Genomic DNA, 22,185 nt, shown 5'->3' on the forward strand with positions numbered 1-22,185 from the left:
CTTTTCCGAGCGCTTTGCCCCTCCCCATCCCTCTCCCGCAGCGTCGGAGGGATGGGGAAGGGGAAGCAGCCTTACAGCACCCCCAGGGCCTCCAGTTCCGCCCGCAGCTTCGCCGCGCCGCTGAACTGGTGCGTCCTCATCCCCAGCCCCTCCGCCACCGCGCAGTTCTCTGCGAGGTCATCGATGTACAGCGCGGCCGCGGGGTCGAGGCCGTAGCGCTCCAGCAGCAGGCGCCAGAGCGCCGGATCCGGCTTGACGAGCCCGACCTCGCCGGAAATGACGAGGCCGTTGAACAGATCGAAGGACGGGTAGCGCTCCCGCGTCTCCAGATACTTCTCGCGCGAGAAGTTGCTGAGCGCGTAGAGCGGCACGCCGCGCGCCTTCAACTCCTCCAGGAGCTCCGGCGTGCCGGGGATCTCGCCGGGCACCATGTCGTGCCAGCGCTCGTGATAGGCGCGGATCAGCTCGGCGCAGTCCGGGTGCTCAGCGACCAGCGCCGCCACGCCCTCGTCCCAGGGGCGGCCGCGGTCCATCTCCAGGTTCCAGGCGGGCGTGCAGACGGTGGACAGGAAGTCCTCCATCAGCGCGTCCTGGTCGTCGAAGAACTGGCGGTAGAGGTGGCGCGGGTCCCACTCGATCAGGACGTTGCCGATGTCGAAGACGACGGCCCGGAGCGTCATCCCTTGCGGGCCTCGGCGACCAGCTTCTTCATGTCGTCGAGCTTGATGGCGCCCGGCACGATGCGGTCGCCGACGACGAACCCCGGCGTGCCGCGGATACCCAGCTGCTCGGCCAGCGCCAGGTTGGCGCCCAGCGCCTGCTGCACTTCGGCCGACTCCATGTCCTTCTTGAGCCGGTCGGTGTCGAGCCCGACCGACGACGCCAGCTTGAGGATCGTCGCCTCGTCGAGCTGGCCGCGGTGGGCCATCAGCGCGTTGTGATAGGCCTCGTACTTGCCCTGGGCGCGGGCGGCCAGCGCCGCCTTGGACGCCGTCACCGACGCGGGGCCGAGGATGGGGAATTCCTTGAAGACGAACTTCAGCTTGCCATCGTCCTTGATCAGCTTCTGCACGTCGGCCTGCACCGACTTGCAATAGCCGCACTGGTAGTCGAAGAACTCCACCAGCGTCACGTCGCCCTTCGGGTTGCCGGCGATCGGCGAGGCCGGATCGTTGAACAGCTTGTCCTTGTTCTGGACGAGGCCCTGCTTGCCCTTGCGCTCCTCCTCGGCGCGCTCGCGCTTCTGCAGCTCCTCGATGGCCTCGACGATGACCTCCGGGTGCTTCAGAAGGTACTCCCGCACCACCTGTTCGATGGCTTGGCGCTGTTCGGCCGGGACACTTTGGGCCTGCGCGGCCGGGGAGAGGACGGCCAGCGCCACCGCGGCGGCGGCGAGCAGGGCGGGACGGATGCGGAGCATGGAGAAGGAACCTCTGATAAGCGTTGCGAGCGTAAGATGACCCGGCACCGGCCGCGGGGCAAGCGGCCCGCGCGCCGTCAGGGGCCGCGGCGGCCGGGATCGGGCACCTCGAAGCCGCGGCAGTTGCGGCGGTGCGCCATCATGCAGTCCTCCAGCTTGGCCTGCCGCGCCAGCCCGTCGACGATCCAGAAGCCCACGCCGAGGATCGCCAGCACCACGGCGCCGGCAGCCAGGTTGACCATCATCCGGCGCTTCTCGTCATCCTTCACGGCTTGGCGTCATTTCTTGCCGGCGGTGCGCGGGCCGACTTGGCTGCGGATGTCCTGGGCGCGTAGCCAGCCGGGCGAGCCGGCGGGCAGCAGCTTCTCGGCGCGCTCGGCCATGGCGATGGCGCGCGGCCGGTCGCCCTGGGCGAACGCCTCCTCGGCCGAGGCATAGGCGACCATGCCGGGGTTGTCCTTCATGCTCCAGGCCTGTGCCATCAGCCGCCACAGGAACGACGACTGGCCTTGCTGCGACTTGGCGGCGACCTGCAAATTCTTGATCGCCTCGTCCGCCTGCTTCGGGTCGTGCTGCTCCAGCAGGGCGTGCGCCAGCGAGACGCGGATCGGGTTGGCGTCGGGTGCGAGCGACACCGCCTTGCGGTACGGCCCCACCGCCTCCACCGCCCGGCCGTTCTGCAGCAGCAGATCGCCTTTCATCTCGTGGAAATAGGCGTTCTGCGGCTCCTGCTGGATCAGTCCGTCGGCCAGCGGCAGCGCCTGTTTGACCTCTCCACGCCGGAAATAGGCGTAGGCGCGGCCGTAGCGCGCGACCACGCTGCCGTCCTCGGCGCGGTAGCGGCGCAGAGCACCCAGCGGGTCCAGGTAGGCGTACAGCTTGGCCTGGATGCGGGCGTAATGCTCCTGCTGGGCGGCCGGCACGGTCCCGTCGTTCCAGCGCGAGCGCTGCACCATCTGGCGCACGCTGTCCATGCGCTCGCGGGTCATCGGGTGGGTGCGGGCGTAGCTGGCGTCGCGGTCGTTCAGCACCGGGTCTTCGGCGTTCAGCTTCTCCAGGAAGGTCAGCAGCCCCTTGGAGGACAGGTGCGCCTGTTCCATGTAGCTCAGCCCGGCTTGGTCGGCCGAGGATTCCTGGGCGCGCGAGAACGACATGTACTGGTTCTGCGCCATGGTCTGGCCCAGCATGATGCCGGCCATGCCGGCCCCGGCGTTCTTCGCCGCCAGCCCGCCGATGACGCCGATGCCCATGCCGATCAGCGAGGACAGGAAGGCGCTCTCCATCGCCTCCGCCCCGCGGATCAGGTGGCCGCCGGCGATGTGGCCGGTCTCGTGCGCGATGACGCCGACCAACTGGTTCGCGTCGGTCTGCAGCAGCAGCCCGGTGTGCAGGAAGATGTTCTGTCCGCCGGCCACGAAGGCGTTCAGCGTGCGGTCGTTGACCAGCACGATGTTGACCGCCTGCGGGTCGATTCCGGCCGCGTTGAAGATTGGCCGCGCCATCTCGCGGATGGTATGTTCCGTCTCGGCGTCGCTGAGCAGTTGAAGCTCCGGCTGGCGCTGGGCGCCCGCGGGCACCGTCCACGACACGGCCAGCATGGACACGATGGCGACGACCGACACCAGCCTTCTGGGCTCACGCACCTTTCCGACCTCCGGTGGACCGACCTGCAACATTGCCTCTACGCGCCGAATTTGGCGAGGTTTGGGCGCGTTTGCGATAGTAGCTGCGCTTCTGCCCGGCTGCGTCAACACCAAGTTCAAGTCGAACGCCCCCGGACAGGCCTTCGCGGTGGCCGACGAGCCGCTCGCCGCCGCCGTCGGGCGCGACCTGCTGCTCCAGGGTGGTTCGGCCGCCGACGCCGCCACCGGCATGGCGCTGGCCATGACCGCCACCCTGCCCTCGCGCGTCGGCGTGGCGGGCGGCGGCGTGTGCGTGGTGTTCGACGCTGCGGCCAAGCGCGTGCGCACGCTGGACTTCCTGCCGCGCGCCGCCCCCGGCGGCACCGCCGCGCCCAGCCTGCTACGCGCGCTGTACGCGTTGCAGGCCACCGGCGGCGGAACGCTGCGCTGGGAGCAGGCGGTCGTGCCGGCGGAGACGCTGGCGCTGGAGAGCCCCGGCGTCACCCGCGCGCTCGCCCAGGATATCCAGGCGGCGTCCGCGCGCCTGACCGACGTTGAGGCGCGCCGCCTCTTCCTGCGCGACGGCCGCCCGCTCGCCGAAGGCGCGCGGCTGCGCCAGCCGGAGCTGGCCGCCGTGCTGTCACAGGTCCGCCGCAACGGCCCCAACGCCATTTCCACCGGCAGCACCGGGCAGGCGCTGGCCGGCGCCTTCCACCTCGACCCGGCGGCGTTGCGCGCGACGCCGCCGCAGTGGCGGGACACGGTTGCGGTGCGAATCGACAGCACGCGCAACCTGCACCTCGCCGACCTGCCGGAGCCGGACTCGGGCGCCGCCATCGCCAAGGCCTGGGCCGCCGCCGAAGACGCGCCCCCCGCCGAACGCGCCGCCCGCGCCGCGCAGGCGCTGGGCGCGCTGACGGGTGCCGTGGCACCGGGCGCCGGGCTGGTCGCCATGGACGTGCGCGAGAACGCCGTCGCCTGTGCCTTCACCATGGGCGGGTTGTTCGGCACCGGCAAGGTGGCACCGGGCACCGGCGTGCTGGGGGCGACCGGGGTCGACCGCGCCGGATTCGGCGCGCCGGGCGTGGTCGCCAACACCATCGTCGGCCGCGCGCTGTTCGGCGGCGTCGGCACGGCGGCCGGCAACGACGGCCCGGCCGCCGGACCGGCGGCGCTGCTGGCCGGCGCTCTGCCCGCGGTGCTCGACGACCGGCCGGCGGGCGAGATCCTCGCGGCGCGCGGCGATGCACCGGGCCGCGTGGACCTCGTCACCTGCCAGGTGTCGCTGGAGAACGGGCTGAAGGACTGCCAGACCGCGGCCGACCCGCGCGCCCGCGGCATCGCCTACGACATGCTGCTGCCCCGCGAGTAGCCGTTCTGCCGCCGCGGCATGGCCGGCCGGATTGCCCGCTGGCCAGCCGCCGCCTATTGTTTGTGCGTTCCCACAGCCGACGGACCAGCATCGTGATCGGAATCTCCCAGCGAGGCCAGATCCCTCCCTTCTTCGTGATGGAAGTCATGCGCGCCGCCTTCGAGCGCGAGCGCGCCGGGCTGGAGGTGCTGCACCTCGAGGTCGGCCAGCCCTCCACCGGCGCGCCCCAGGGGGTGATCGAGGCGGCGCAGCGGGCGCTGACCTCCGACAAGCTCGGCTACACCGACGCGCTGGGCATTCCGCCCCTGCGCGCCGCCATTGCGCGCTGGTACCGCGACCGCTACGGCGTGGACATCCCGGAGGGCCGGATCGCCGTCACCGTCGGTTCCTCCGGCGCGTTCCAGCTGGGCTTCCTGGCGGCGTTCGATCCGGGCGACCGCGTCGCCATGGCCTCGCCCAGCTATCCCGCCTACCGCCACACGCTGACCGCCATCGGCGTCGAGCCGGTGGAGATCGAGGCGGGGCCGGAGACCGGCTTCCAGCCGACCGTCGCCATGCTGGAGGCGCTGGACAAGCCCATCAAGGGCCTGATCGTCGCCAGCCCGGCCAACCCGACCGGCACCATGCTGTCGCGCGCCCAGCTGACCGAACTGGCGGACTGGTGCACGCGCAACGGCGTGCGGCTGGTGTCGGACGAGATCTACCACGGCCTGACCTACGGCACCGAGGCGGTGACCGCCGCCGCCATCAGCCCGGACGCGCTGGTGGTCAACAGCTTCTCCAAGTACTTCTCGATGACCGGCTGGCGGCTGGGCTGGATGGTGCTGCCGGAGGCGCTGGTGCGCTCGGTCGAATGCCTGGCGCAGAACCTGTTCATCTCCGCCCCGACGCTGTCGCAGATGGCGGCGGTCGCCGCCTTCGATTGCACCGAGGAGTTGGACCGCCACGTCGCCCGCTATGCCCGCAACCGCGAACTGCTGCTGCGCGAGCTGCCGAAGGCCGGCTTCGACAGGATCGCCCCGGCGGACGGCGCCTTCTACGTCTACGCCGACGTGTCGGCGATGACCGACGATTCGGAGGCGTTCTGCAAGCGCCTGCTGGCCGAGACCGGCATCGCCGCCACCCCCGGCATCGACTTCGACCCGGCGCGCGGACGGCGCTTCATGCGCTTCAGTTTTGCGGGGGCGGAGGAGACCATGGCCGAGGCGGCGCGGCGGCTGATCGCGTGGAAGCGATAGGGTCCCGGACTGACGCCCGACGGCTCCCCATGTTGTAGTCTACGCTGCGGCATCCACCGGAGGACAGCATGAGCGACGGCCTCTACGATCGCGACTTCTACGCCTGGGCCAACCAGCAGGCGGCGTTGCTGCGTGCCGGCAAGCTGGAGGCCGCCGACATCGAGCACATCGCCGAGGAGATCGAGAGCATGGGCCGCAGCGAGAAGCGGGAACTGGTCAACCGCTTGGCCGTGCTGATGCTGCACCTGCTGAAGTGGCAATTCCAGCCGGGCCGTCGGGGGAATTCCTGGCGCTTGAGCATTCGCGAACAGCGCCTGCGCCTGTCCAGCCATATGGCCGACAATCCGAGCCTGAAGTCGAAGCTGCCCGAGGCGCTGGACGAAAGCTACCGGCTGGCCCTCATCGAAGCCGAACGTGAGACCGGCTTGGCCGAGGGCACGTTCCCGTCGGACTGCCCGTGGACCTTCCAACAGATGACGGACGCAGGCTTCTGGCCGGAGTGAGCGCCTCCGTCACCCGCCCTCGAACGTCACCATCACTTCGGCGACCGCGCCGGGGTCGCGCTGGGTGGAGCGGAAGGTGGCGATCTCGCCGGGCAGCAACTGGTCGGACGTGGTCTCGATCGTCCAGGTCTGCACAGGCTTGCGGTCGAAGCCCAGCGACACCGCGCGAACCTTCGGCACCGGGCGAGCCACGTCTGACGCGTTGAGGATCTGCCCCTCGACGACAAGCAGCGTGGCGCCGTTCTCCGCACGCTGTTCGGAGCGGACGTTCTGCAGCTGCAGCCCGGTCCCCGGCGAGTCCACGGCCAAGCCGACGGTCTCGTACAGCAGCGCCGCCGGCGGCCACAGGCGCACCACGTGGGCGCGCCCGAAATAGCCCACGGCCAGGATCGCCGCCAGCAGCGCCGCGAACACCGCCCAGCCGACGATCACCCCGCGCCGCAGCGGCTTCTTCAGCTTTTCCGGCTTCGCCGCCGGACGGCGGGGCGGGGCGACGTCCTCGGCGGGGAGAGTGCGCTCCGGCTCCTCGACCACCGGGCGTTGGTACCAGACGTGCCCGCAGCTCTTGCAGCGCACCTTGCGCCCCTGCGACGGCACCGCCGAGTCGGCGACGGTGTACCGCGTGGAGCAGTTGGGGCAGGTGATCAGCATGTCGGGGGAACGCCGCGGTCACGGAAATTGCTGGAGTCTTATATGGACTCATGCGGTATGAAGCAAGGAAGCCCCCTCGGCGCGGCGCTGGACGCCGTTTTGCGGCCGTTGCATCGTGCGCCGGGGTGCTGCTCAACCGCACGGTGCGCACACGTGATTCGTTTCGAGAACGTCGGCCTGCGCTACGGCACCGGACCGGAGGTGCTGCGCGACATCTCCTTCACGCTGATGCCCGGCTCCTTCCACTTCCTGACGGGGGCGAGCGGGGCCGGCAAGTCGTCGCTGCTGAAGCTGATGTACTTGGCGCACCGCCCGTCGCGCGGGCTGATCTCGGTGTTCGGGCAGGACATCGCCCGCCTGAAGCGCGAGGACCTGCCGGAGCTGCGCCGGCAGATCGGCGTGGTGTTCCAGGACTTTGCGCTGCTCGGCCACCTTTCGGCGCTCGACAACGTGGCGCTGCCGCTGCGCATGGCGGGAGCCGGCGAGACCGAGGTGGTGGAGCACTGCACCGAACTGCTGAAATGGGTGGGGCTCGGCAACCACCTGGACGCCAAGCCGTCGATCCTTTCGGGCGGCCAGCAGCAGCGCGTCGCCATCGCCCGCGCCGTCATCAACCGCCCGCGCCTGCTGCTGGCCGACGAGCCCACCGGCAACGTCGATGACGGAATCGGCATGCGCCTGCTCTACCTGTTCGAGGAGATGCACAAGCTGGGCGCCACCGTGGTGATCGCCACCCACAACGAGACGCTGATCCGCCGCTTCGAGCACCCCCGCCTGCACCTGGAGAACGGGCGGCTGCACGTACTGCACCAGCCGGCGTCGAGCTGGGTGTGAGGACCGCCATGGCCGCCTTGCCCACCCTGCCCTTCCGAAAGCGCTTCGACCTGCCGCTCGCCAAGGACCCGACGGCGCGCTTCCTGCTGCTGATCACCGCGGTGATGGTGTATCTGGCGGCATTGGCGCTGGCCGGCGCGCTGGTGGTGTCGGACATGGCGCGGCGCTGGGACAGCGGGCTGGCCGGCGGCATGACGGTGCAGGTGGTGCCGCTGTCCGGTCCTGGCGCGACGCCGCTGGCCGAGCGGCTGGAGAAGACGTTGGCCATCCTGCGCGGCACGCCCGGCGTCCGCAGCGCTGCCGCGCTGTCGCAGGAACAGGTGGCGCACCTGCTGGAACCCTGGCTGGGCCGCGAGGGCGCCAAGGACCCGATGCTGCCGGTGCCGACGCTGGTCGACGTGGTGGCCTCCGGCCCGGTCGATGTGGCGGCGCTGCAAAGCCGCCTGTCCGCGGTGCCGGGGGTGACGCTGGACGACCACGCGGCATGGTTGGCCGACCTGCGCGCCTTCGCCGGCTCGGTCGAGCTGGCCGCCGCCGTCATCGTGCTGCTGGTCGGCGCCGCCGCGGTGGCGTCGGTGGTGTTTGCGGTGAGGGCCGGCCTCGCCATCCACCGCAACGTGGTGGAACTGCTGCACCTGATGGGCGCGCCCGACCGCTACGTCTCGCGGCAGTTCGAAGCGCACGTGCTGGGCCTGTGCCTGCGCGGCGGCGCCTGCGGGTTGGGGTTGGCGGCGCTGACGCTGTTCGTCGTCGCCCGCGCCGCCGGGTCCCTGCGCGCCAGCCTGCTGCCCGACGCGTCGCTCAGCATCGGACAGTGGGCGGCGCTGGCGCTGGTGCCGCTGATCGCCTGCGCGCTGGCGGTGCTGACCGCGCGCTGGACGGTGATGCGCACGCTGGAGACCATGCCGTGAGCCCGGCGCTGCGCCGCCGGCGCGACCGCGTCGCGCGCACGCTCGGCCGGGTGGTGGTCCTGGCGCTGCTGCTGGCCACGGCATGGGCCGGAGGCCTGGTGTGGTTCGCCGGCACCATCGCGCGCGAGCCGCCGGGCACCGCCGCCCTCGAGTCGCTGGAGCACACCGACGCCATCGTCGTGCTGACCGGCGGCAGCGGCCGGCTGTCCACCGGGTTGGACCTGCTGAAAGCCGGGCTGGCCAAGAAGCTGTTCGTCTCCGGCGTCTACTCCAGCGTCGACGTGAAGGAGCTGCTGAGCCTGTCGCAGCTGTCGCCGGACAAGGTGGAGTGCTGCATCGTCCTCGGCTACGCCGCCGCCGACACCGTGGGCAACGCCTTCGAGACGGCCGATTGGATGGAGGAGCAGGGGTATACGTCGCTGCGCCTCGTCACCGCCAACTACCACATGCGGCGCAGCCTGCTGGAGTTCGCCATGGCGGCGCCCCACATCGCGGTGGTGCCGCACGCGGTGGCGCCGGCCAACGTGCACCTCGCGGAGTGGTGGCGCTGGCCCGGCACCGCCAACCTGCTGGCCACCGAGTACAACAAATATCTGGTGGCGCTGCTGCGCTACCAGCTTGAGAAAGCCCTCGATTCCTGACAGTTTCCGCCGATGATCTTTCTCCGCTCGCTCCTCTTCAACACCGCCTTCGTCCTCTGGACCGCGCTGATGTGCGTCGGCCTGATGTGGATGCTGCTGCTGCCGCGCGACCAGATGATGGCCGTGGTGCGCTGGTACCTGAGCTCTATCGCCTGGATGGAGCGCGCCTTCCTCGGCCTGCGCTACGAGGTGCGCGGGCGTGAGAACCTGCCGGCCGAAGGGTCCTTCATCATCGCCGCCAAGCACCAGTCGGCGTGGGAGACGATGAAGCTGCACCTGATCTTCGGCGATCCGGCGGTGATCCTGAAGCGTGAGCTGACCTGGATCCCGACCTGGGGCTGGTACGCCAAGAAGTCGCGGATGATCGCCGTCGACCGCGGCGCGCGCGGCCGGGCGCTCACGTCGATGATCGAGAACTCCAGGCCGGTCGTGGCCGACGGCCGGCCCATCGTCATCTTCCCCCAGGGCACGCGGGTGGCGCCGGGCCGCTACGTAGGCTACCGCATCGGCGTCGGCGTGCTGTACGACGAGCTGAAGCTGCCGGTCGTGCCGGTGGCGCTCAACTCCGGCCTGTATTGGCCGCGCCGCAGCTTCCTCAAGAAGCCGGGCACCATCGTGGTCGAGATCCTCCCCTCCATCGCACCGGGCCTGTCCCGTGCCCAGCTGATGCGGGAACTGGAGACCAGGCTGGAGGACGCCAGCGACCGACTCGTGGTCGCCGCCGGGGGTCCGCCGACCACGCGGCCGCGGCAGGAACCCGCAAACGCCATGGCGTCCACCACTTCCTGAGTAACTCTGTGGATAAAAGTGTGGGCAATCGGCCCGTCAAGGGAACAGATGCGCCCGCGACGATCGCGCCGGACAGCGTGGCCGCCACGCCACGGCTTGCCCCCACCACGGTCCGTCCCTACACTTGCTGGGACTGCGTACAAATATTTGGAATTCCTCGAAATTCCCCTTGACCATCCGCCCGGTGGAGCAAGGATCCGGCCGCATCGGGAGGGCCCATGTCCGGTATCGCCGCCATTTCCCAGCAGATCTGGGACATGAAGTACCGCCTCAAGACACCGGCCGGCGAGCCTGTGGACAAAACCATCGAAGACACCTGGGTGCGCGTCGCCAAGGCGCTGGCGGCCTGTGAATCGGACCCGGCACGGTGGGAACCGGTATTCCATGAGGCGCTGTCCGGCTTCCAGTTCCTGCCGGCCGGCCGCATCGTCGCCGGGGCGGGCACCGGGCGCTCGGTGACGCTGTTCAACTGCTTCGTCATGGGCACCGTGCCTGACGACCTGGGCGCCATCTTCGCGCACCTGCGCGAGGCGGCGCTGACGATGCAGCAGGGCGGCGGCATCGGCTACGACTTCTCGACGCTGCGTCCCAAGGGGGCACCGGTGCGCGGGGTCGGCGCCGACGCGTCGGGGCCGCTGTCCTTCATGGATGTCTGGGATTCCATGTGCCGCACCATCATGTCGGCCGGCACCCGGCGCGGCGCGATGATGGCGACTCTGCGCTGCGACCACCCGGACATCGAAGCCTTCATCGAGGCCAAGCGCGAGCCCGGCCGCCTGCGCATGTTCAACCTGTCGGTGCTGGTGACCGACGCCTTCATGGAGGCGGTGGACGCCGACCGGCCATGGCCGCTGGTGTTCAACGGCACGGTCTACCGCGAGGTGCGCGCCCGCGAGCTGTGGGACCGCATCATGCGCGCCACCTACGCCTACGCCGAGCCGGGCGTCATCTTCATCGATCGCATCAACGCGCTGAACAACCTGAGCTACGTCGAGGAGATTTCCGCGACCAACCCGTGCGGCGAGCAGCCGCTGCCCCCCTACGGCGCCTGCCTGCTCGGCTCGATCAATCTGGCGAGTCTGGTGCGGGATCCGTTCGGCGAGTCGGCGCACCTCGACATGCCGCGCCTGAAGACGCTGGTCGCCACCGCCGTGCGCATGATGGACGACGTGGTGGACGCCTCGCGCTTTCCGCTTCCGGAACAACAGAACGAGGCGCAGGCCAAGCGGCGCATCGGATTGGGCGTCACCGGACTGGCCGACGCGCTGATCCTCTGCCGGGTGCGCTACGGCAGCCAGCAGGCGGTGGCGCTGACCGAGCATTGGCTGTCGGTGGTGCAGAACGAGGCCTACCGCGCCTCGGCCGAACTGGCGGGGGAGAAGGGCGCCTTTCCACTCTTCGACAGGGACAAGTACCTCGCCGCCCCGATGGTGCAGGCGCTCGACGCCGACGTGCGGGCGCTCATCGAAGCGAACGGCATCCGCAACGCGCTGCTCACCTCCATTGCGCCGACCGGCACCATCTCGCTGTTCGCCGACAACATCTCCTCGGGTATCGAGCCGGTGTTCTCCTACACCTACGAGCGCTCGGTGCTGATGCCCGACGGCACGCGAAAGGCGGAAGAAGTCAGCGACCACGCCTACCGCCTGTTCCGCGAGCGCTTCGGCGCGGAGGCGCCGCTGCCCGACTGGTTCGTGGACTCGCAGTCGCTGACGCCGAGCGAGCACGTCGTCATGCAGGCGGCGGCGCAGAAATACGTCGACAGCTCGATCTCCAAGACCATCAATTGCCCGGAGGACCTGCCCTTCGAGGCGTTCAAGGACGTCTACCGGCAGGCCTACGCATTGGGTTGCAAGGGCTGCACCACCTACCGCCCGAACCCGGTGACCGGAGCGGTGCTGAGCGTGAAGAAGGAGGAGGCGAAGCCCGCAGCCCCTGCGTCAGCGCCGCTCCCGGCCGATCCCGGCGGCGTCGTGCACTACATGACCAAGCCGCTCGACCGGCCGGAATCGCTGCCCGGCGAGACCTACAAGGTGCGCTGGCCGGACAGCGACCACGCCATGTACATCACCATCAACGACATCGTCGAAGCCGGCCGGCGGCGGCCGTTCGAGGTGTTCATCAACTCCAAGAACATGGAGCACTACGCCTGGACGGTGGCGCTGACGCGCATGATCTCGGCGGTGTTCCGGCGCGGCGGCGACATCAGCTTCGTGGTCGAGGAGCTGAAGGCGGTGTTCGACCCCCGAGGCGGCGCCTGGATGCAGGGGCGCTACGTGCCCTCGCTGCTCGCCGCCATCGGCGATGTCATCGAGAAGCACATGAAGGCCACCGGCTTCCTGCCCGCCGAGGACGAGGGGCTGACCGCCGGCGCCCTGCGCAAGGTGGCCGGCGGCCCGGTGCCTGGCGGCGACACGCCGCGCGCCATGCAGTGTCCGAAGTGCGGCCAGCCCGGCCTGATCCGCCAGGAGGGCTGCGACCTCTGCCCGGAGTGCGGCTACTCGAAGTGCGGTCCTTGAAGCGGAAGTTGTGTTAGGACCCACTGTCTGTGCGGGATCGCCGGTCGTGCGCCGAGGGCGCAGCTCTGCTGGTTGTCGTGCCACAACGAGAGCGCCCCAGCGCTTTACGCATGCCCCGCCGTGCTCCAGATCCCCATTTTCGACACGCCCGCCGCCTTGGCATGCACCCTGATGTTCGCACTGCCCGGGAAGGGCACGCCCAAGGCGACCCTTGCCCCCTTCCTGCGCCGCTGCATCCACGATCCAACACAATCCATCGCCAAACGAGATCACCTGATCGCTACGACATCTTTGGCGCGCAGTCATCCGTCCGTGTGAGTGCGCGCCTCCCTTCTTTCGAGGTATAACAGTCCGCACTCGACGGGAGGGCTTTCAATGATCTACCCGAGCCTAAACTCCACTCCATACAACCGGATCGCGTACATCAACGTGAAATGGAGCGATGGAACGTGGACGCAAGGCTCTGGCGCGCTCGTCGGCCGAAACGACATATTAACAGCATCGCACGTCGTCTATAAACCAGGAAAACGAGCAGAGAACATCAACATCTATTTTGGTTACAACCAAGGAAATTATACGACAGCGTTTGACGCTGGTGCGTGGACAACTAATTATTATACCATTGCTTATTCATTTGATGGCGGCCTCTATCAAAGTGGTTCGCAGTGGGATATGGCCGTCATTGGAACGTCCAAGCCACTCGGAGACACGCTGGGCTGGCTCGGCATGAAAAGCAATAGTGCTGCTGGGTACTATGAGGTTGCAGGATACCCTGGCGAGCAGAACGGTAGAATGGTTTCCGATTCAGGGTACGCGTCCGTACTCGGAACCAATCCTGTCTACGATATCTCGTCCATCTATCACGCACCAGGCAGCAGCGGCGGCCCATTGCTTGACTCCAGCGATTACGTTGTGGGCGTGGTTTCCACAACGTCTTGGGCGGATCGCATTGACGGGGAATGGAATGATCTCGTTTCCTGGATGAAGGACAACGACAGCATTATCGTCGAGAATACCCCGATCACACCGACAACGCCAGCGCCCATCGCCGGAACGAGCGCCAGTGAAAGACTCCTTGGGACATCAGGCAACGATACTATTTACGGATTTTCTGGCGACGACACCATCATCGGCGGCTCCGGCAACGATCTCATCGATGGAGGCGCCGGTTGCGACACGGTGTACTTCTCTGGAAGGCGCTCTGACTATGGCATCACCCGGTCTGGCAGCGCCATCGTGGTCACCGGCCCTGAGGGCATTGACTCGCTGACGAACGTCGAACGCTTGCAGTTCGATGACCGGATGGTCGTGGGCAATCTTGTCTCTCCGCAAAACACGCCGACGGGACTTACCGCCGTCGTGGGCAGCGTGAGCTTGAGCATCCAACAAGTCATAATAACGGACATCAATGATCCGAACCGTGGCACGTTGTCGTCAAAGGTGCAGGTTAACGGCAGGGATATTTCGGGTGTGCCAGCGACCTTGAAGAAGGGCTGGAAGGTGGGAACGGTCGTCGATGTGTCCGGAGACGGGACCCCAGAAATATTTTTCTTCGGCCTGGATACCGTAAACGGCGTCGGGTCCGGCTACGGGGCGACTTGGTCCATCAACTCATCAGGTGCCGTGACCGACGCGCGCGTCCAAATCCAGATGAAGAAGCAGGGATGGGAAGTGGCCGGAGCAGCGGACGTCAACGGGATCTTGGGCGACGAGATCCTGTGGCAGAACACGTTGACGGGTGAAAAGGCAATCTGGACTGACACCAACCGAGACGGGACCTTTGACAACGGTTTTGTGATCTCGGGCCTTGGCAGCAATATCATGGAACGAATTATTGGCGTAAGCGACATCGACAAGGATGGACTGAAAGAGTTCATGGTGTTTAGCGACGCAAGCAATGCCCTGAACATATACGAGGCAACTCCAGTCTACACCGGAGATGTCAATGTAGGGCTGATCAGAACGTTCACTGCCTTTAGCGATTTTCAAAGCGTGACGGCCGCGGCGGCCGTCACGTACACCGTCTTTCCAATCATCACCTGAACAGGTTTCAGAAGACGCTCGCGCTGGTGTAGCCGAAGCCGCATTGCATCCCGAGAAGAGAACGGGGAACCGCCTTGGGACGAGCCCCGCGAGGCGCGGGGCTCGTCCGGGCCGGCGTCAGGCCGCGGCGGTCACCACGACCTCGATGAGGATCGACGGGCTGCCGAGGTCGGCCACCCCGATGGTGGCGCGCGCCGGCAGGTCGTTGCCGTCCAGCCACTCCAGCCACGCGGCGTTCATGTCTTCCTTCTGCGCCATGTCGGTGATGTAGAGCTGTGCCGACAGCAGCTTCGTCTTGTCGGTGCCGGCCATGGCCAGCACCGCGTCGAGCTTCTTGCAGATCTGCTGCGTCTGGCCGCCCATGCCGACGCTCACGTCGTCGGCGATGATGCCGCCGAGGAAGACGATGCCGTTGTGCTCGACGGCGCGGTGCATGATCTTGGTCTTTTCAATGCGCTTGACCACGGAAGACTCCCAAAGTTTGCAGGGTGGAGAAACGGACGGCGCTCAGCGCGCCGCCACGACCTGGATTTCAACGAGGTACTCGGGCGCGGCGAGGCGCGCCTCGACCGTTGCGCGGGCCGGCGGGTTGGCTCGGTCCACCCACTCGTCCCACGCCCGGTTCATGGCCGCGAAGGTGCCGATGTCGGCCAGATAGACGGTGGCGGTGAGCAGCCGGCTCTTGTCGCTGCCGGCCTCGGCCAGCAGGGCGTCGATCTGGCGCAGCACATCGCGGGTCTGCGACTCCACGTCGGTCGAGCCGTCGTCGGCGATCTGGCCGGCGAGATAGACGGTGTCGTTGTGCACGACCATCTCGCTCATGCGCGGGCCGGGGTGGAAGCGCTGGATGGGCACGGACGCTCTCCTGAAGGACGAAGTGGAACGAGGATGGTCAGGCCTCCGCCATCTGGCGGAAGCGCTGGATGCGGAAGGGCTCGATGGGCAGGTCGGTGCGGCCGTCGACGATCAGGTCGGCAAGGATCCGCCCGACGATCGGGCCAAGCTGGAACCCGTGCGCCGAGAAGCCGAAGGCGTGGAAGGCGCCGGGCTCGGTGGCGCTCGGGCCGATCACCGGGATGTCGTCGGGCATCCGCCCCTCGATGCCGGCCCAGGCCCGCACGACCGTGGCGCTGCGCATGATCGGGAACAGGTCCCAGACCGTCCGCGCGTTGATCGACAGGTTGGCGAAATCGAGGTCGGTGCGGTTCTCGTCGCGCCAGACGCGCCCGCGCATGCCGCCGCCGATCAGCACCGTGCCGTTGGAGAACTGCTTGAACGACAGCGTCCGTCCGGTCGCCCCGACCACCGGCTTGACGAAAGCCGGCATGCGGGCGGTGATCATCAGCATCAGCGCCATCGGTTCCAGCGGCGCCGGCTCGCCGAGCTGCGCCGCAACGCGGTCGGCCCAGGCGCCGGCGCAGTTGACCAGCACCGGCGCCTCGTGCGCCTCGCCCGCCGCGGTCTCGACGCGCCAGCCGCTCCCGGCGCGCGCGACGCGGGCCACCGCCGCACCATCGGCGAAGCGGGCACCCAGGCTCTCGGCCTTACGCTTGAAGGCGAGCGTGGTGCGGTACGGCAGCGCCGCGCCGTCGCCGCGCGAGGCCACGGCGCCCACGCAATGGTCGGCGATGGCCGGCACCAGGCGGCGCAGTTCCGCCTGATCGATCACCTCCTCGTGCGTGAAGCCGAGGGCGTTGAGCTGCGCGACACGGTCATACCCGGCCGCCAGCTCGGCCTCGTTCTCGGCAACCTTGATCTGGCCGTGGCTCTCGAATCCGCAGTCGTCGTCCACCAGCTCGGCGATGCGGTGCCAGAGCGCCATGGCGGCGACCGACAGCGGGATCTCCGCCACGTGGCGGCCGAGCTGACGGACCCCTCCGGCGTTCACGCCCGAGGCGTGCCGGCCGACGTGGTCCTTCTCCAGCACCAGCGCCCGCACGCCGCGCCGCGCGAGGTGAAGCGCGGCGGAGCAGCCGTGCAGGCCGCCGCCGATGACGATGGCGTCGGGGTGCGCCATGGTCAGTGCCGGCCCAGCACGGCGGCGACGTCGGCCTCGCTCTTCGGCAGCGAGGCCAGCTCGGCCAGGGTGATCGGCTTCACTGGCGGGCGCAGGCGGTAGTAGCCGACCTCGGCCGGCGACACGCCGCGCGCATCCGCGATCACCTCCGTCACCGTCGGGCCGCACAGCCGGCCCTGGCACGGCCCCATGCCGCAGCGCAGGAACGACTTGGCTTGGTTCGGGCCACTGCAGCCGAGCGCGACCGCCTCACGCACCTGCCCCGCCGTCACCTCCTCGCAGCGGCAGACGATGGTGTCGTCCTCCGGCACGCGGAACGGCTTGGCCGGGCTGTACAGCGTGTCGAGGAAGGTGCGGCCCTGCTGCGCCCGCTCCAGCGCCTCGCGGTGCGGGGCGGCGCTGCGGTCGCGCTCGTCCCGGCCGATGCGGCCGAGGCGCAGCAGCGCGTCGAGCGCGGCCAGCCGACCGCGGTGCTCGGCCGCCAGCGCGCCAGCGATGCCCGCGCCGTCGCCGGCGATGGCCACGCCCGGCACCGTGGTGGCGCCCCACGCGTCGACCTGCGGCGTCCAGCATCGCTGCGTCTCGTCCCAGGCCTGGGCGCAGCCGATGGCGTTGGCGAGGTTGATGTTCGGGATCACCCCCTGGTGCAGCAGCAGCGTGTCGGCCGGCAGCCGCCGCTCCGCGCCGTCGCCCTGGCGGAAGCTGACCATCTGCACGCGCCCGTCGCCGAGCGCCTTCAGTTCGCTCACACCGCCGTAGACCTTGACCTTGCGGCGGACCTCGAACAGCAGCCGCACACCCTTGCCGACGTAGCCGGAGCGCAGGAAGGCGCCGAGCTGCGGCAGGGCCGCGCGCCAGTTCTCCCGCGGCGTGGTGTCGAGGATGGCGTCGATGCGGGCGCCGGCGCGCAGGTACTGCCACGCCAGCAGCCAGAGCAGCGGCCCGCTGCCGGCCAGCACCACGTTGCCCTGCGCCACCAGCCCGGAGGTCTTCAGCAGGATCTGCGCCGCCCCGGCGCCCATCACGCCCGGCAGCGTCCAGCCGGGGATGGGGAACGGCCGCTCCAGCGCACCGGTGGCGAGGATGACGTGCTTCACCGGCAGGATCCGCGCCGCGCCCTGGCGCGACAGGCCGATCTCCAGGTCGCGCGACACGCTCCACACGGTGGTGCCGGGCAGGTGGTCGGCGCCGCTGTCGCGGAACGGGCCGGTCAGCTCGGCGCCATGCCAGTAGTCGGGGCCGAGGACCGCGGGGTTGCGCAGCGGCGTGCGGGTGATCGCCCGGTAGATCTGGCCGCCGGGCGCCTCCTGCTCGTCGAGCAGCACGGTGGCGAGGCCGCGCTCGGCCGCCAGGGTCGCGGCGGCGAGGCCGGCCGGGCCGGCGCCGATGACCGCGAGGTCGTACTGGTCCTTCGTCGCGCTCACAGCCCGATCTCCCGCTTGCCGTTCTGGGTCTCGACGCGCATCCCCGGCTCCAGCCGCACTTGGCAGCCCTGCCGGTTGCCGATGCCGTCGATGGTCACCAGGCAGTCGAAGCACACGCCCATCATGCAGTAGGGCGCGCGCGGCGCGCCGGACACCGGCGTGGCCCGGCAGGTCTGCACGCCGTTCGCCAGCAGCGCCGCGGCGATGCTGTCGCCGGCCTGCGCCTCGGCCGGGCGGCCGTCGATGGTGAAGGGCACGCGCGCCGCCGCGGCGTTAGGCAGCCTCTGGAACATGGAACCTCCGGGCGCTGAAGACGTCGAAGTCCTGGGGCAGGCGGCCGGCCGCGATGTGCGGCGCCAGCGCCAGGGCGTGGTTGGCGGCGAGGGTGACGCCGCTGTGGCAGGTGGCGAGGAAGGCGCCGGGCGCCGTCGCCGATTGTTCGTAGATCGGGAAGCCGTCGCGGCTCATCACCCGCTGCGCCGCCCAGGTCCGCACGACGTTGAGCTGGCCGAGCAGCGGGAAGATGCGCACCGCCCGCTCGGCGATGGTGGAGACGACGCCGACCCGCACCCCGACGTCGAGGCCGGCGTCCTCGAAGGAATCGCCGATCATCACCCCGCCCTCGTCGGTCTGGCGGATGAAGCCGACCGGGTGGCGCAGGAAGGGCATGGTCTTCTCGGTGACGATGATGTGGCCGCGCTCCGGCCGCACCGGCGCCTCCAGGCCGACCATCGGGGCGAGGCGGACGTTGTCGTGGCCGGCGGCGAGCACGACCTTGCCCACGCCAACCTCGCCGGCCCCGGTCACCAGACGGAAGCCGCCGTCGCGTGCCTCGATCCGCTCAACCCGCCGGTTCGGCAGATAGGCGACGCCGGAACGCTGAAGCCCGGCGTGCAGCGCCCGCAGCAGCCGCAGCGAGTTGCAGTGCCCGTCGAGCGGACAGTAACTGGCCCCCGCGACGTCCGGCCCGATGAAGGGTAGCTCCTTCTTCAGCGCCGCGCGGTCGAGGATCTCGTAGTCGTAGCGGACCACGCCCGGCTGGTTGTGCAGCCGCTGCAACTGCTGGGCGCGCGCCTCCAGCTCCGCCTCGGACAGCGCGGGGTAGAAGCCGCCCGGCCGGTCGTAGGCGACGTCGATGCCGGTCTGGTCGCGCAGCAGCGTGGCGAATTCGGTCCAGCCGTCGGCGGAGCGCTTGGTCCAGCCGGCGTATTCCGGCATGCCCAGGCCCTTGCCCTGCACCCAGACCAGCGCGAAGTTGCCGCGCGACGGGCGGACGGCGACGTCCCCCTCGTCCAGCAGCGCGACCTTCTGGCCGAGGCGCGCGAGGCCCCAGGCGGTCGCCGACCCGACCAGCCCGCCGCCGACCACGGCGACGTCGTACTCGGATCCCCGTTGTTGCGACATGGTGATCGTCACTCCTGTCCGCGGCCGACCAGCAGCCGCTCAAGCCCGTACAGGCGGTCGAGGACCAGCATCGCGCCGACCGTCAGGAAGATCAGCGCGGCCGACACCGCCGCCACCAGCGGGTCGATGTTGTCCTGGATGTAGAGGAAGAGCCGCACCGGCAGCGTCGTCGTCTCCGGCGAGGCGATGAAGACGGTCATCGTCACCTCGTCGAAGCTGTTGATGAAGGCCAGCACCCAGCCGCTCGCCACGCCCGGCAGGATCAGCGGCAGCGTGACCCGGCGGAACGTGGTCCAGGACGACGCGCCCAGCGACATGGCGGCGTTCTCGACCGCGCGGTCCATGCCGGTGGAGGCGGCCAGGATGAGGCGCAACGCGAAGGGCAGGATGATGATGACGTGGCTCAGCACCAGTCCGGCGAAGGTGCCGCCCAGCCCGATCTGCGTGAAGAAGCGCAGGAAGGCGATGCCCAGCACGATGTGCGGCACCATCAGCGGCGACAGGAACAGCGCGGTGATCGCCTCGCGGCCGGGGAAGCGGTGGCGGGCGATGGCCAGCGCCGCCGGGATCGAGACGGCGATCGCCAGCGTCGAGGAGACGGAGCCGAGCAGCAGGCTGTCGCGGAAGGCGCGCACGAACTCCGGGTTGTTGCCGATCGCCGCGAACCAGCGCAGCGACGGCCCGCGCGTCGGCAGCGACAGATAACCTTCGGGTGTGAAGGCGACGACGCAGACGACCAGGATGGGCGCCAGCAGAAAGCCCAGGAACAGCACGTGGAAGGTCAGGGCGAGGGGGCCGTTGCGGGTCATTCGAACACCTGCTTGTAGCGACGTTCGACCAGCCGGTTGCAGCCGACGATGATCAGGATGTTGGCGAGCAGCAGCAGCACCGCGACCGCGGCGCCGAGGGGCCAGTTCAGCGTGTTGAGGAACTCGTCGTAGGCGAGCGTCGCCGCCACCTTGAGCCGCCGGCCGCCGATGATCGCCGGGGTGGCGAAGGCGCTGGCCGCCAGCGCGAAGACGATGATCGAGCCGGACAGGATGCCGGGAACCACCTGGGGCAGCACGACCCGGCGCAGCACGGTGAACGGGCCGGCGCCCAGCGACACCGCGGCGTTCTCCACCTGCGGATCGATGCGCTGCAGCGAGGCCCACACGGACAGCACCATGAACGGCACCAGCACGTGGGTCAGCGCGATGACCACGCCGGTCTCGGTGTACATGAACTCGATGGGCGTGGCGATCACGCCGACCGCCATCAGTCCCTGGTTGATCAGCCCGGTGGAGCCGAACAGCAGCGCCCAGCCCAGCGTGCGCGAGACCACCGAGATCAGCAGCGGCCCCAGCACGATCAGCAGGCAGATGCCGCGCCAGGGCGTGTTCATGCGGCGCAGGACATAGGCCTCCGGCGCACCCAGCACGGCCGACAGCAGCGTCACCGACACGGCGATGCGGAAGGTGCGGAGGAAGACCTCGTGGAAATACCCGTCGGTCAGGATGTCGAGGTAGTTGCCGAACTGCCAGACGTCCTGGATGCCGGTGTAGAAGCCGAAGCTGTTCAGCGACAGCAGCACCGTCATCGCCAGCGGCACCACCAGCAGCCCGCCGAACAGCATCAGCGCCGGCAGGCTCAGCAGGTAGGGCGCCCACAGCCGGGGCGCGGCCGCGGCCGGCGGCGCGGCGGTGCCCGCGGGATCAGCCGGCGCCACGCCGGCGTTCGGTACCGCCGTCACGGCGCACCCGCCCCGGCGGTCCCCGCCATCACGCGCATGTCCTCGGTCCGCCAGCCGAGGCTGACGCGCTCGCTCTCGGACGGCAGCGGCTGGCCGTCGTGCTGGCGGATGACGGTCAGCGGGCCGGCCTCCGTCGTCACCTCGAACAGCCACTGCGTGCCCTGGAACACGCGGGCCTGCACCACGCCAGGGACACCCTCCGGCACGAAGACGATCTTCTCCGGGCGGACGGTGACGACGCCGGGACCGGCCGGCACCTCGGCGCCGACCGGCCAGCGGGCGCCGGCGACGACGACCTCGGGCGCGCCGCCCTCATGCCGGACGACGCCCTGCAGCAGGTTGGTGCGGCCGAGGAAGTTGGCGACGAAGGCGCTGGCCGGGCGGTCGTAGGCCTCCTGCGGGGCGGCGACCTGCTCGACCCGGCCCTTGTTCATGACGACCACGCGGTCGGACAGCGCCATCGCCTCGGCCTGGTCGTGGGTGACCAGGATCATGGTGGTGCCGACGCGGCGCTGGATACGCCGCAGCTCGACCTGCATCTCCTCGCGCATCTTGGCGTCGAGGTTGGACAGCGGCTCGTCGAGCAGCAGCAGGCTCGGCTCGATGACCAGCGCGCGGGCGAGCGCCACGCGCTGCTGCTGTCCGCCGGACATCCGCCGGGGATAGCGGTCGCCGAAGGCGCCGAGCCCGACCAGAGCAAGCGCCTCCGCCACCCGGCGGTCGCGCTCGGCGCGGGAGATGCCGCGCATCTCCAGCCCGAAGGCGACGTTCTCCGCCGCGGTCATGTGCGGAAACAGGGCGTAGCTCTGGAAGACGATGCCGAGGCCGCGCTGGCTCGGCTTCTTCGCCAGCAGGTCGGCGCCGTCCAGCGTCACCCGGCCCGAGGTCGGGTCGAGGAAGCCGGCGATCATCTGCAGCGTGGTCGTCTTGCCGCAGCCGGACGGGCCGAGCAGGGAGATCAGCTCCCCCTTCTCCACCGTCAGCGACAGCTCATCGACCGCCGTCCAGTGCCCGAACCGCTTGGTCAGTTTGTCGAGAACCAGGTATGGCATCGTTCCGTCTCCC

24 protein-coding genes are annotated in these 22,185 nt (G+C 69.4%); 10 read left to right on the forward strand and 14 right to left on the reverse strand.

The window, feature by feature from the left end; translation table 11 throughout:
- Window positions 1-71: 71 nt before the first annotated feature.
- The 4 genes from ACRWK7_RS09940 to ACRWK7_RS09955 form a co-directional block, all read right to left on the reverse strand.
- Complete coding sequence (locus ACRWK7_RS09940) at window positions 72-680, reverse strand: HAD family hydrolase (protein ID WP_431856055.1); 609 nt, start codon at window positions 678-680, stop codon at window positions 72-74.
- A complete protein-coding gene (locus tag ACRWK7_RS09945; RefSeq protein WP_431856056.1) occupies window positions 677-1,420 on the reverse strand; it encodes a DsbA family protein in 744 nt (247 codons plus the stop codon). The genes ACRWK7_RS09940 and ACRWK7_RS09945 overlap by 4 nt, the downstream gene beginning before the upstream one ends.
- Before the next feature lie 77 nt (window positions 1,421-1,497).
- The gene (locus ACRWK7_RS09950) at window positions 1,498-1,689 is read right to left on the reverse strand and encodes a hypothetical protein (RefSeq protein ID WP_431856057.1); all 192 of its coding nucleotides are present in this window, start codon (window positions 1,687-1,689) and stop codon (window positions 1,498-1,500) included.
- A 9-nt stretch (window positions 1,690-1,698) separates the two neighbouring features.
- Window positions 1,699-3,063, reverse strand: coding sequence for a M48 family metalloprotease (locus ACRWK7_RS09955; RefSeq protein ID WP_431856058.1), 1,365 nt, complete (start codon window positions 3,061-3,063; stop codon window positions 1,699-1,701).
- Window positions 3,064-3,124: 61 nt separating this feature from the next.
- Between ACRWK7_RS09955 and ACRWK7_RS09960 the strand changes: the two genes are divergently transcribed.
- The 3 genes from ACRWK7_RS09960 to ACRWK7_RS09970 all read left to right on the forward strand — a co-directional run bounded on the left by ACRWK7_RS09960 (window position 3,125) and on the right by ACRWK7_RS09970 (window position 6,155).
- Window positions 3,125-4,414 carry a gamma-glutamyltransferase gene (locus ACRWK7_RS09960; RefSeq protein WP_431856059.1) on the forward strand — a complete coding sequence of 430 codons (1,290 nt, stop codon included), beginning with the start codon at window positions 3,125-3,127 and terminating at the stop codon, window positions 4,412-4,414.
- 146 nt (window positions 4,415-4,560) lie between these two features.
- Window positions 4,561-5,652, forward strand: a complete 1,092-nt coding sequence (locus ACRWK7_RS09965) for a pyridoxal phosphate-dependent aminotransferase (protein ID WP_431856060.1) — start codon at window positions 4,561-4,563, stop codon at window positions 5,650-5,652.
- Between the two features lie 68 nt (window positions 5,653-5,720).
- Window positions 5,721-6,155 carry a DUF29 domain-containing protein gene (locus ACRWK7_RS09970; RefSeq protein WP_431856061.1) on the forward strand — a complete coding sequence of 145 codons (435 nt, stop codon included), beginning with the start codon at window positions 5,721-5,723 and terminating at the stop codon, window positions 6,153-6,155.
- Window positions 6,156-6,164: 9 nt separating this feature from the next.
- Here ACRWK7_RS09970 and ACRWK7_RS09975 read toward each other — a convergent pair whose 3' ends face one another.
- Window positions 6,165-6,806, reverse strand: coding sequence for a zinc-ribbon domain-containing protein (locus ACRWK7_RS09975; protein ID WP_431856062.1), 642 nt, complete (start codon window positions 6,804-6,806; stop codon window positions 6,165-6,167).
- 153 nt (window positions 6,807-6,959) lie between these two features.
- Between ACRWK7_RS09975 and ftsE the strand changes: the two genes are divergently transcribed.
- The 7 genes from ftsE to ACRWK7_RS10010 all read left to right on the forward strand — a co-directional run bounded on the left by ftsE (window position 6,960) and on the right by ACRWK7_RS10010 (window position 14,543).
- Complete coding sequence (gene ftsE / locus ACRWK7_RS09980) at window positions 6,960-7,640, forward strand: cell division ATP-binding protein FtsE (RefSeq protein ID WP_431856063.1); 681 nt, start codon at window positions 6,960-6,962, stop codon at window positions 7,638-7,640.
- 8 nt (window positions 7,641-7,648) lie between these two features.
- Window positions 7,649-8,551: a cell division protein FtsX gene (locus ACRWK7_RS09985; RefSeq protein WP_431856064.1), complete on the forward strand. Its 903-nt coding sequence runs from the start codon at window positions 7,649-7,651 to the stop codon at window positions 8,549-8,551.
- On the forward strand, window positions 8,548-9,192 hold the full coding sequence (locus ACRWK7_RS09990) for a YdcF family protein (protein ID WP_431856065.1): 645 nt from the start codon (window positions 8,548-8,550) through the stop codon (window positions 9,190-9,192). Before ACRWK7_RS09985 ends, ACRWK7_RS09990 begins: the two co-directional genes overlap by 4 nt.
- 12 nt (window positions 9,193-9,204) lie before the next feature.
- A complete protein-coding gene (locus ACRWK7_RS09995; protein WP_431856066.1) occupies window positions 9,205-9,981 on the forward strand; it encodes a lysophospholipid acyltransferase family protein in 777 nt (258 codons plus the stop codon).
- 218 nt (window positions 9,982-10,199) lie between these two features.
- The gene (locus ACRWK7_RS10000) at window positions 10,200-12,500 is read left to right on the forward strand and encodes an adenosylcobalamin-dependent ribonucleoside-diphosphate reductase (protein WP_431856067.1); all 2,301 of its coding nucleotides are present in this window, start codon (window positions 10,200-10,202) and stop codon (window positions 12,498-12,500) included.
- Between the two features lie 120 nt (window positions 12,501-12,620).
- Entirely contained in the window at window positions 12,621-12,818 is a 198-nt protein-coding gene (locus tag ACRWK7_RS10005) for a hypothetical protein (RefSeq protein WP_431856068.1), read from the forward strand.
- 57 nt (window positions 12,819-12,875) lie between these two features.
- Window positions 12,876-14,543 carry a trypsin-like peptidase domain-containing protein gene (locus ACRWK7_RS10010; RefSeq protein ID WP_431856069.1) on the forward strand — a complete coding sequence of 556 codons (1,668 nt, stop codon included), beginning with the start codon at window positions 12,876-12,878 and terminating at the stop codon, window positions 14,541-14,543.
- 117 nt (window positions 14,544-14,660) lie between these two features.
- Here ACRWK7_RS10010 and ACRWK7_RS10015 read toward each other — a convergent pair whose 3' ends face one another.
- The 9 genes from ACRWK7_RS10015 to ACRWK7_RS10055 are packed head-to-tail and all read right to left on the reverse strand — an operon-like array spanning window position 14,661 to window position 22,172.
- Window positions 14,661-15,008 (reverse strand): RidA family protein, encoded by a 348-nt coding sequence (locus ACRWK7_RS10015; protein ID WP_431856070.1) that lies wholly within the window; start codon window positions 15,006-15,008, stop codon window positions 14,661-14,663.
- A gap of 42 nt (window positions 15,009-15,050) precedes the next feature.
- Window positions 15,051-15,398, reverse strand: a complete 348-nt coding sequence (locus tag ACRWK7_RS10020) for a RidA family protein (RefSeq protein WP_431856071.1) — start codon at window positions 15,396-15,398, stop codon at window positions 15,051-15,053.
- 37 nt (window positions 15,399-15,435) lie between these two features.
- The gene (locus ACRWK7_RS10025) at window positions 15,436-16,560 is read right to left on the reverse strand and encodes an NAD(P)/FAD-dependent oxidoreductase (RefSeq protein WP_431856072.1); all 1,125 of its coding nucleotides are present in this window, start codon (window positions 16,558-16,560) and stop codon (window positions 15,436-15,438) included.
- Between the two features lie 2 nt (window positions 16,561-16,562).
- Window positions 16,563-17,984, reverse strand: coding sequence for an NAD(P)/FAD-dependent oxidoreductase (locus ACRWK7_RS10030; RefSeq protein WP_431856073.1), 1,422 nt, complete (start codon window positions 17,982-17,984; stop codon window positions 16,563-16,565).
- A complete protein-coding gene (locus ACRWK7_RS10035) occupies window positions 17,981-18,277 on the reverse strand; it encodes a (2Fe-2S)-binding protein (RefSeq protein ID WP_431856074.1) in 297 nt (98 codons plus the stop codon). Before ACRWK7_RS10035 ends, ACRWK7_RS10030 begins: the two co-directional genes overlap by 4 nt.
- The gene (locus ACRWK7_RS10040; RefSeq protein ID WP_431856075.1) at window positions 18,258-19,388 is read right to left on the reverse strand and encodes an NAD(P)/FAD-dependent oxidoreductase; all 1,131 of its coding nucleotides are present in this window, start codon (window positions 19,386-19,388) and stop codon (window positions 18,258-18,260) included. The genes ACRWK7_RS10035 and ACRWK7_RS10040 overlap by 20 nt, the downstream gene beginning before the upstream one ends.
- A gap of 8 nt (window positions 19,389-19,396) precedes the next feature.
- Entirely contained in the window at window positions 19,397-20,197 is an 801-nt protein-coding gene (locus tag ACRWK7_RS10045; RefSeq protein ID WP_431856076.1) for an ABC transporter permease, read from the reverse strand.
- Window positions 20,194-21,120 carry an ABC transporter permease gene (locus ACRWK7_RS10050; protein WP_431856077.1) on the reverse strand — a complete coding sequence of 309 codons (927 nt, stop codon included), beginning with the start codon at window positions 21,118-21,120 and terminating at the stop codon, window positions 20,194-20,196. Before ACRWK7_RS10050 ends, ACRWK7_RS10045 begins: the two co-directional genes overlap by 4 nt.
- Window positions 21,117-22,172, reverse strand: coding sequence for an ABC transporter ATP-binding protein (locus tag ACRWK7_RS10055; protein WP_431856078.1), 1,056 nt, complete (start codon window positions 22,170-22,172; stop codon window positions 21,117-21,119). Before ACRWK7_RS10055 ends, ACRWK7_RS10050 begins: the two co-directional genes overlap by 4 nt.
- Window positions 22,173-22,185 lie beyond the last annotated feature (13 nt).

This window comes from Azospirillum sp. (assembly GCF_050789165.1).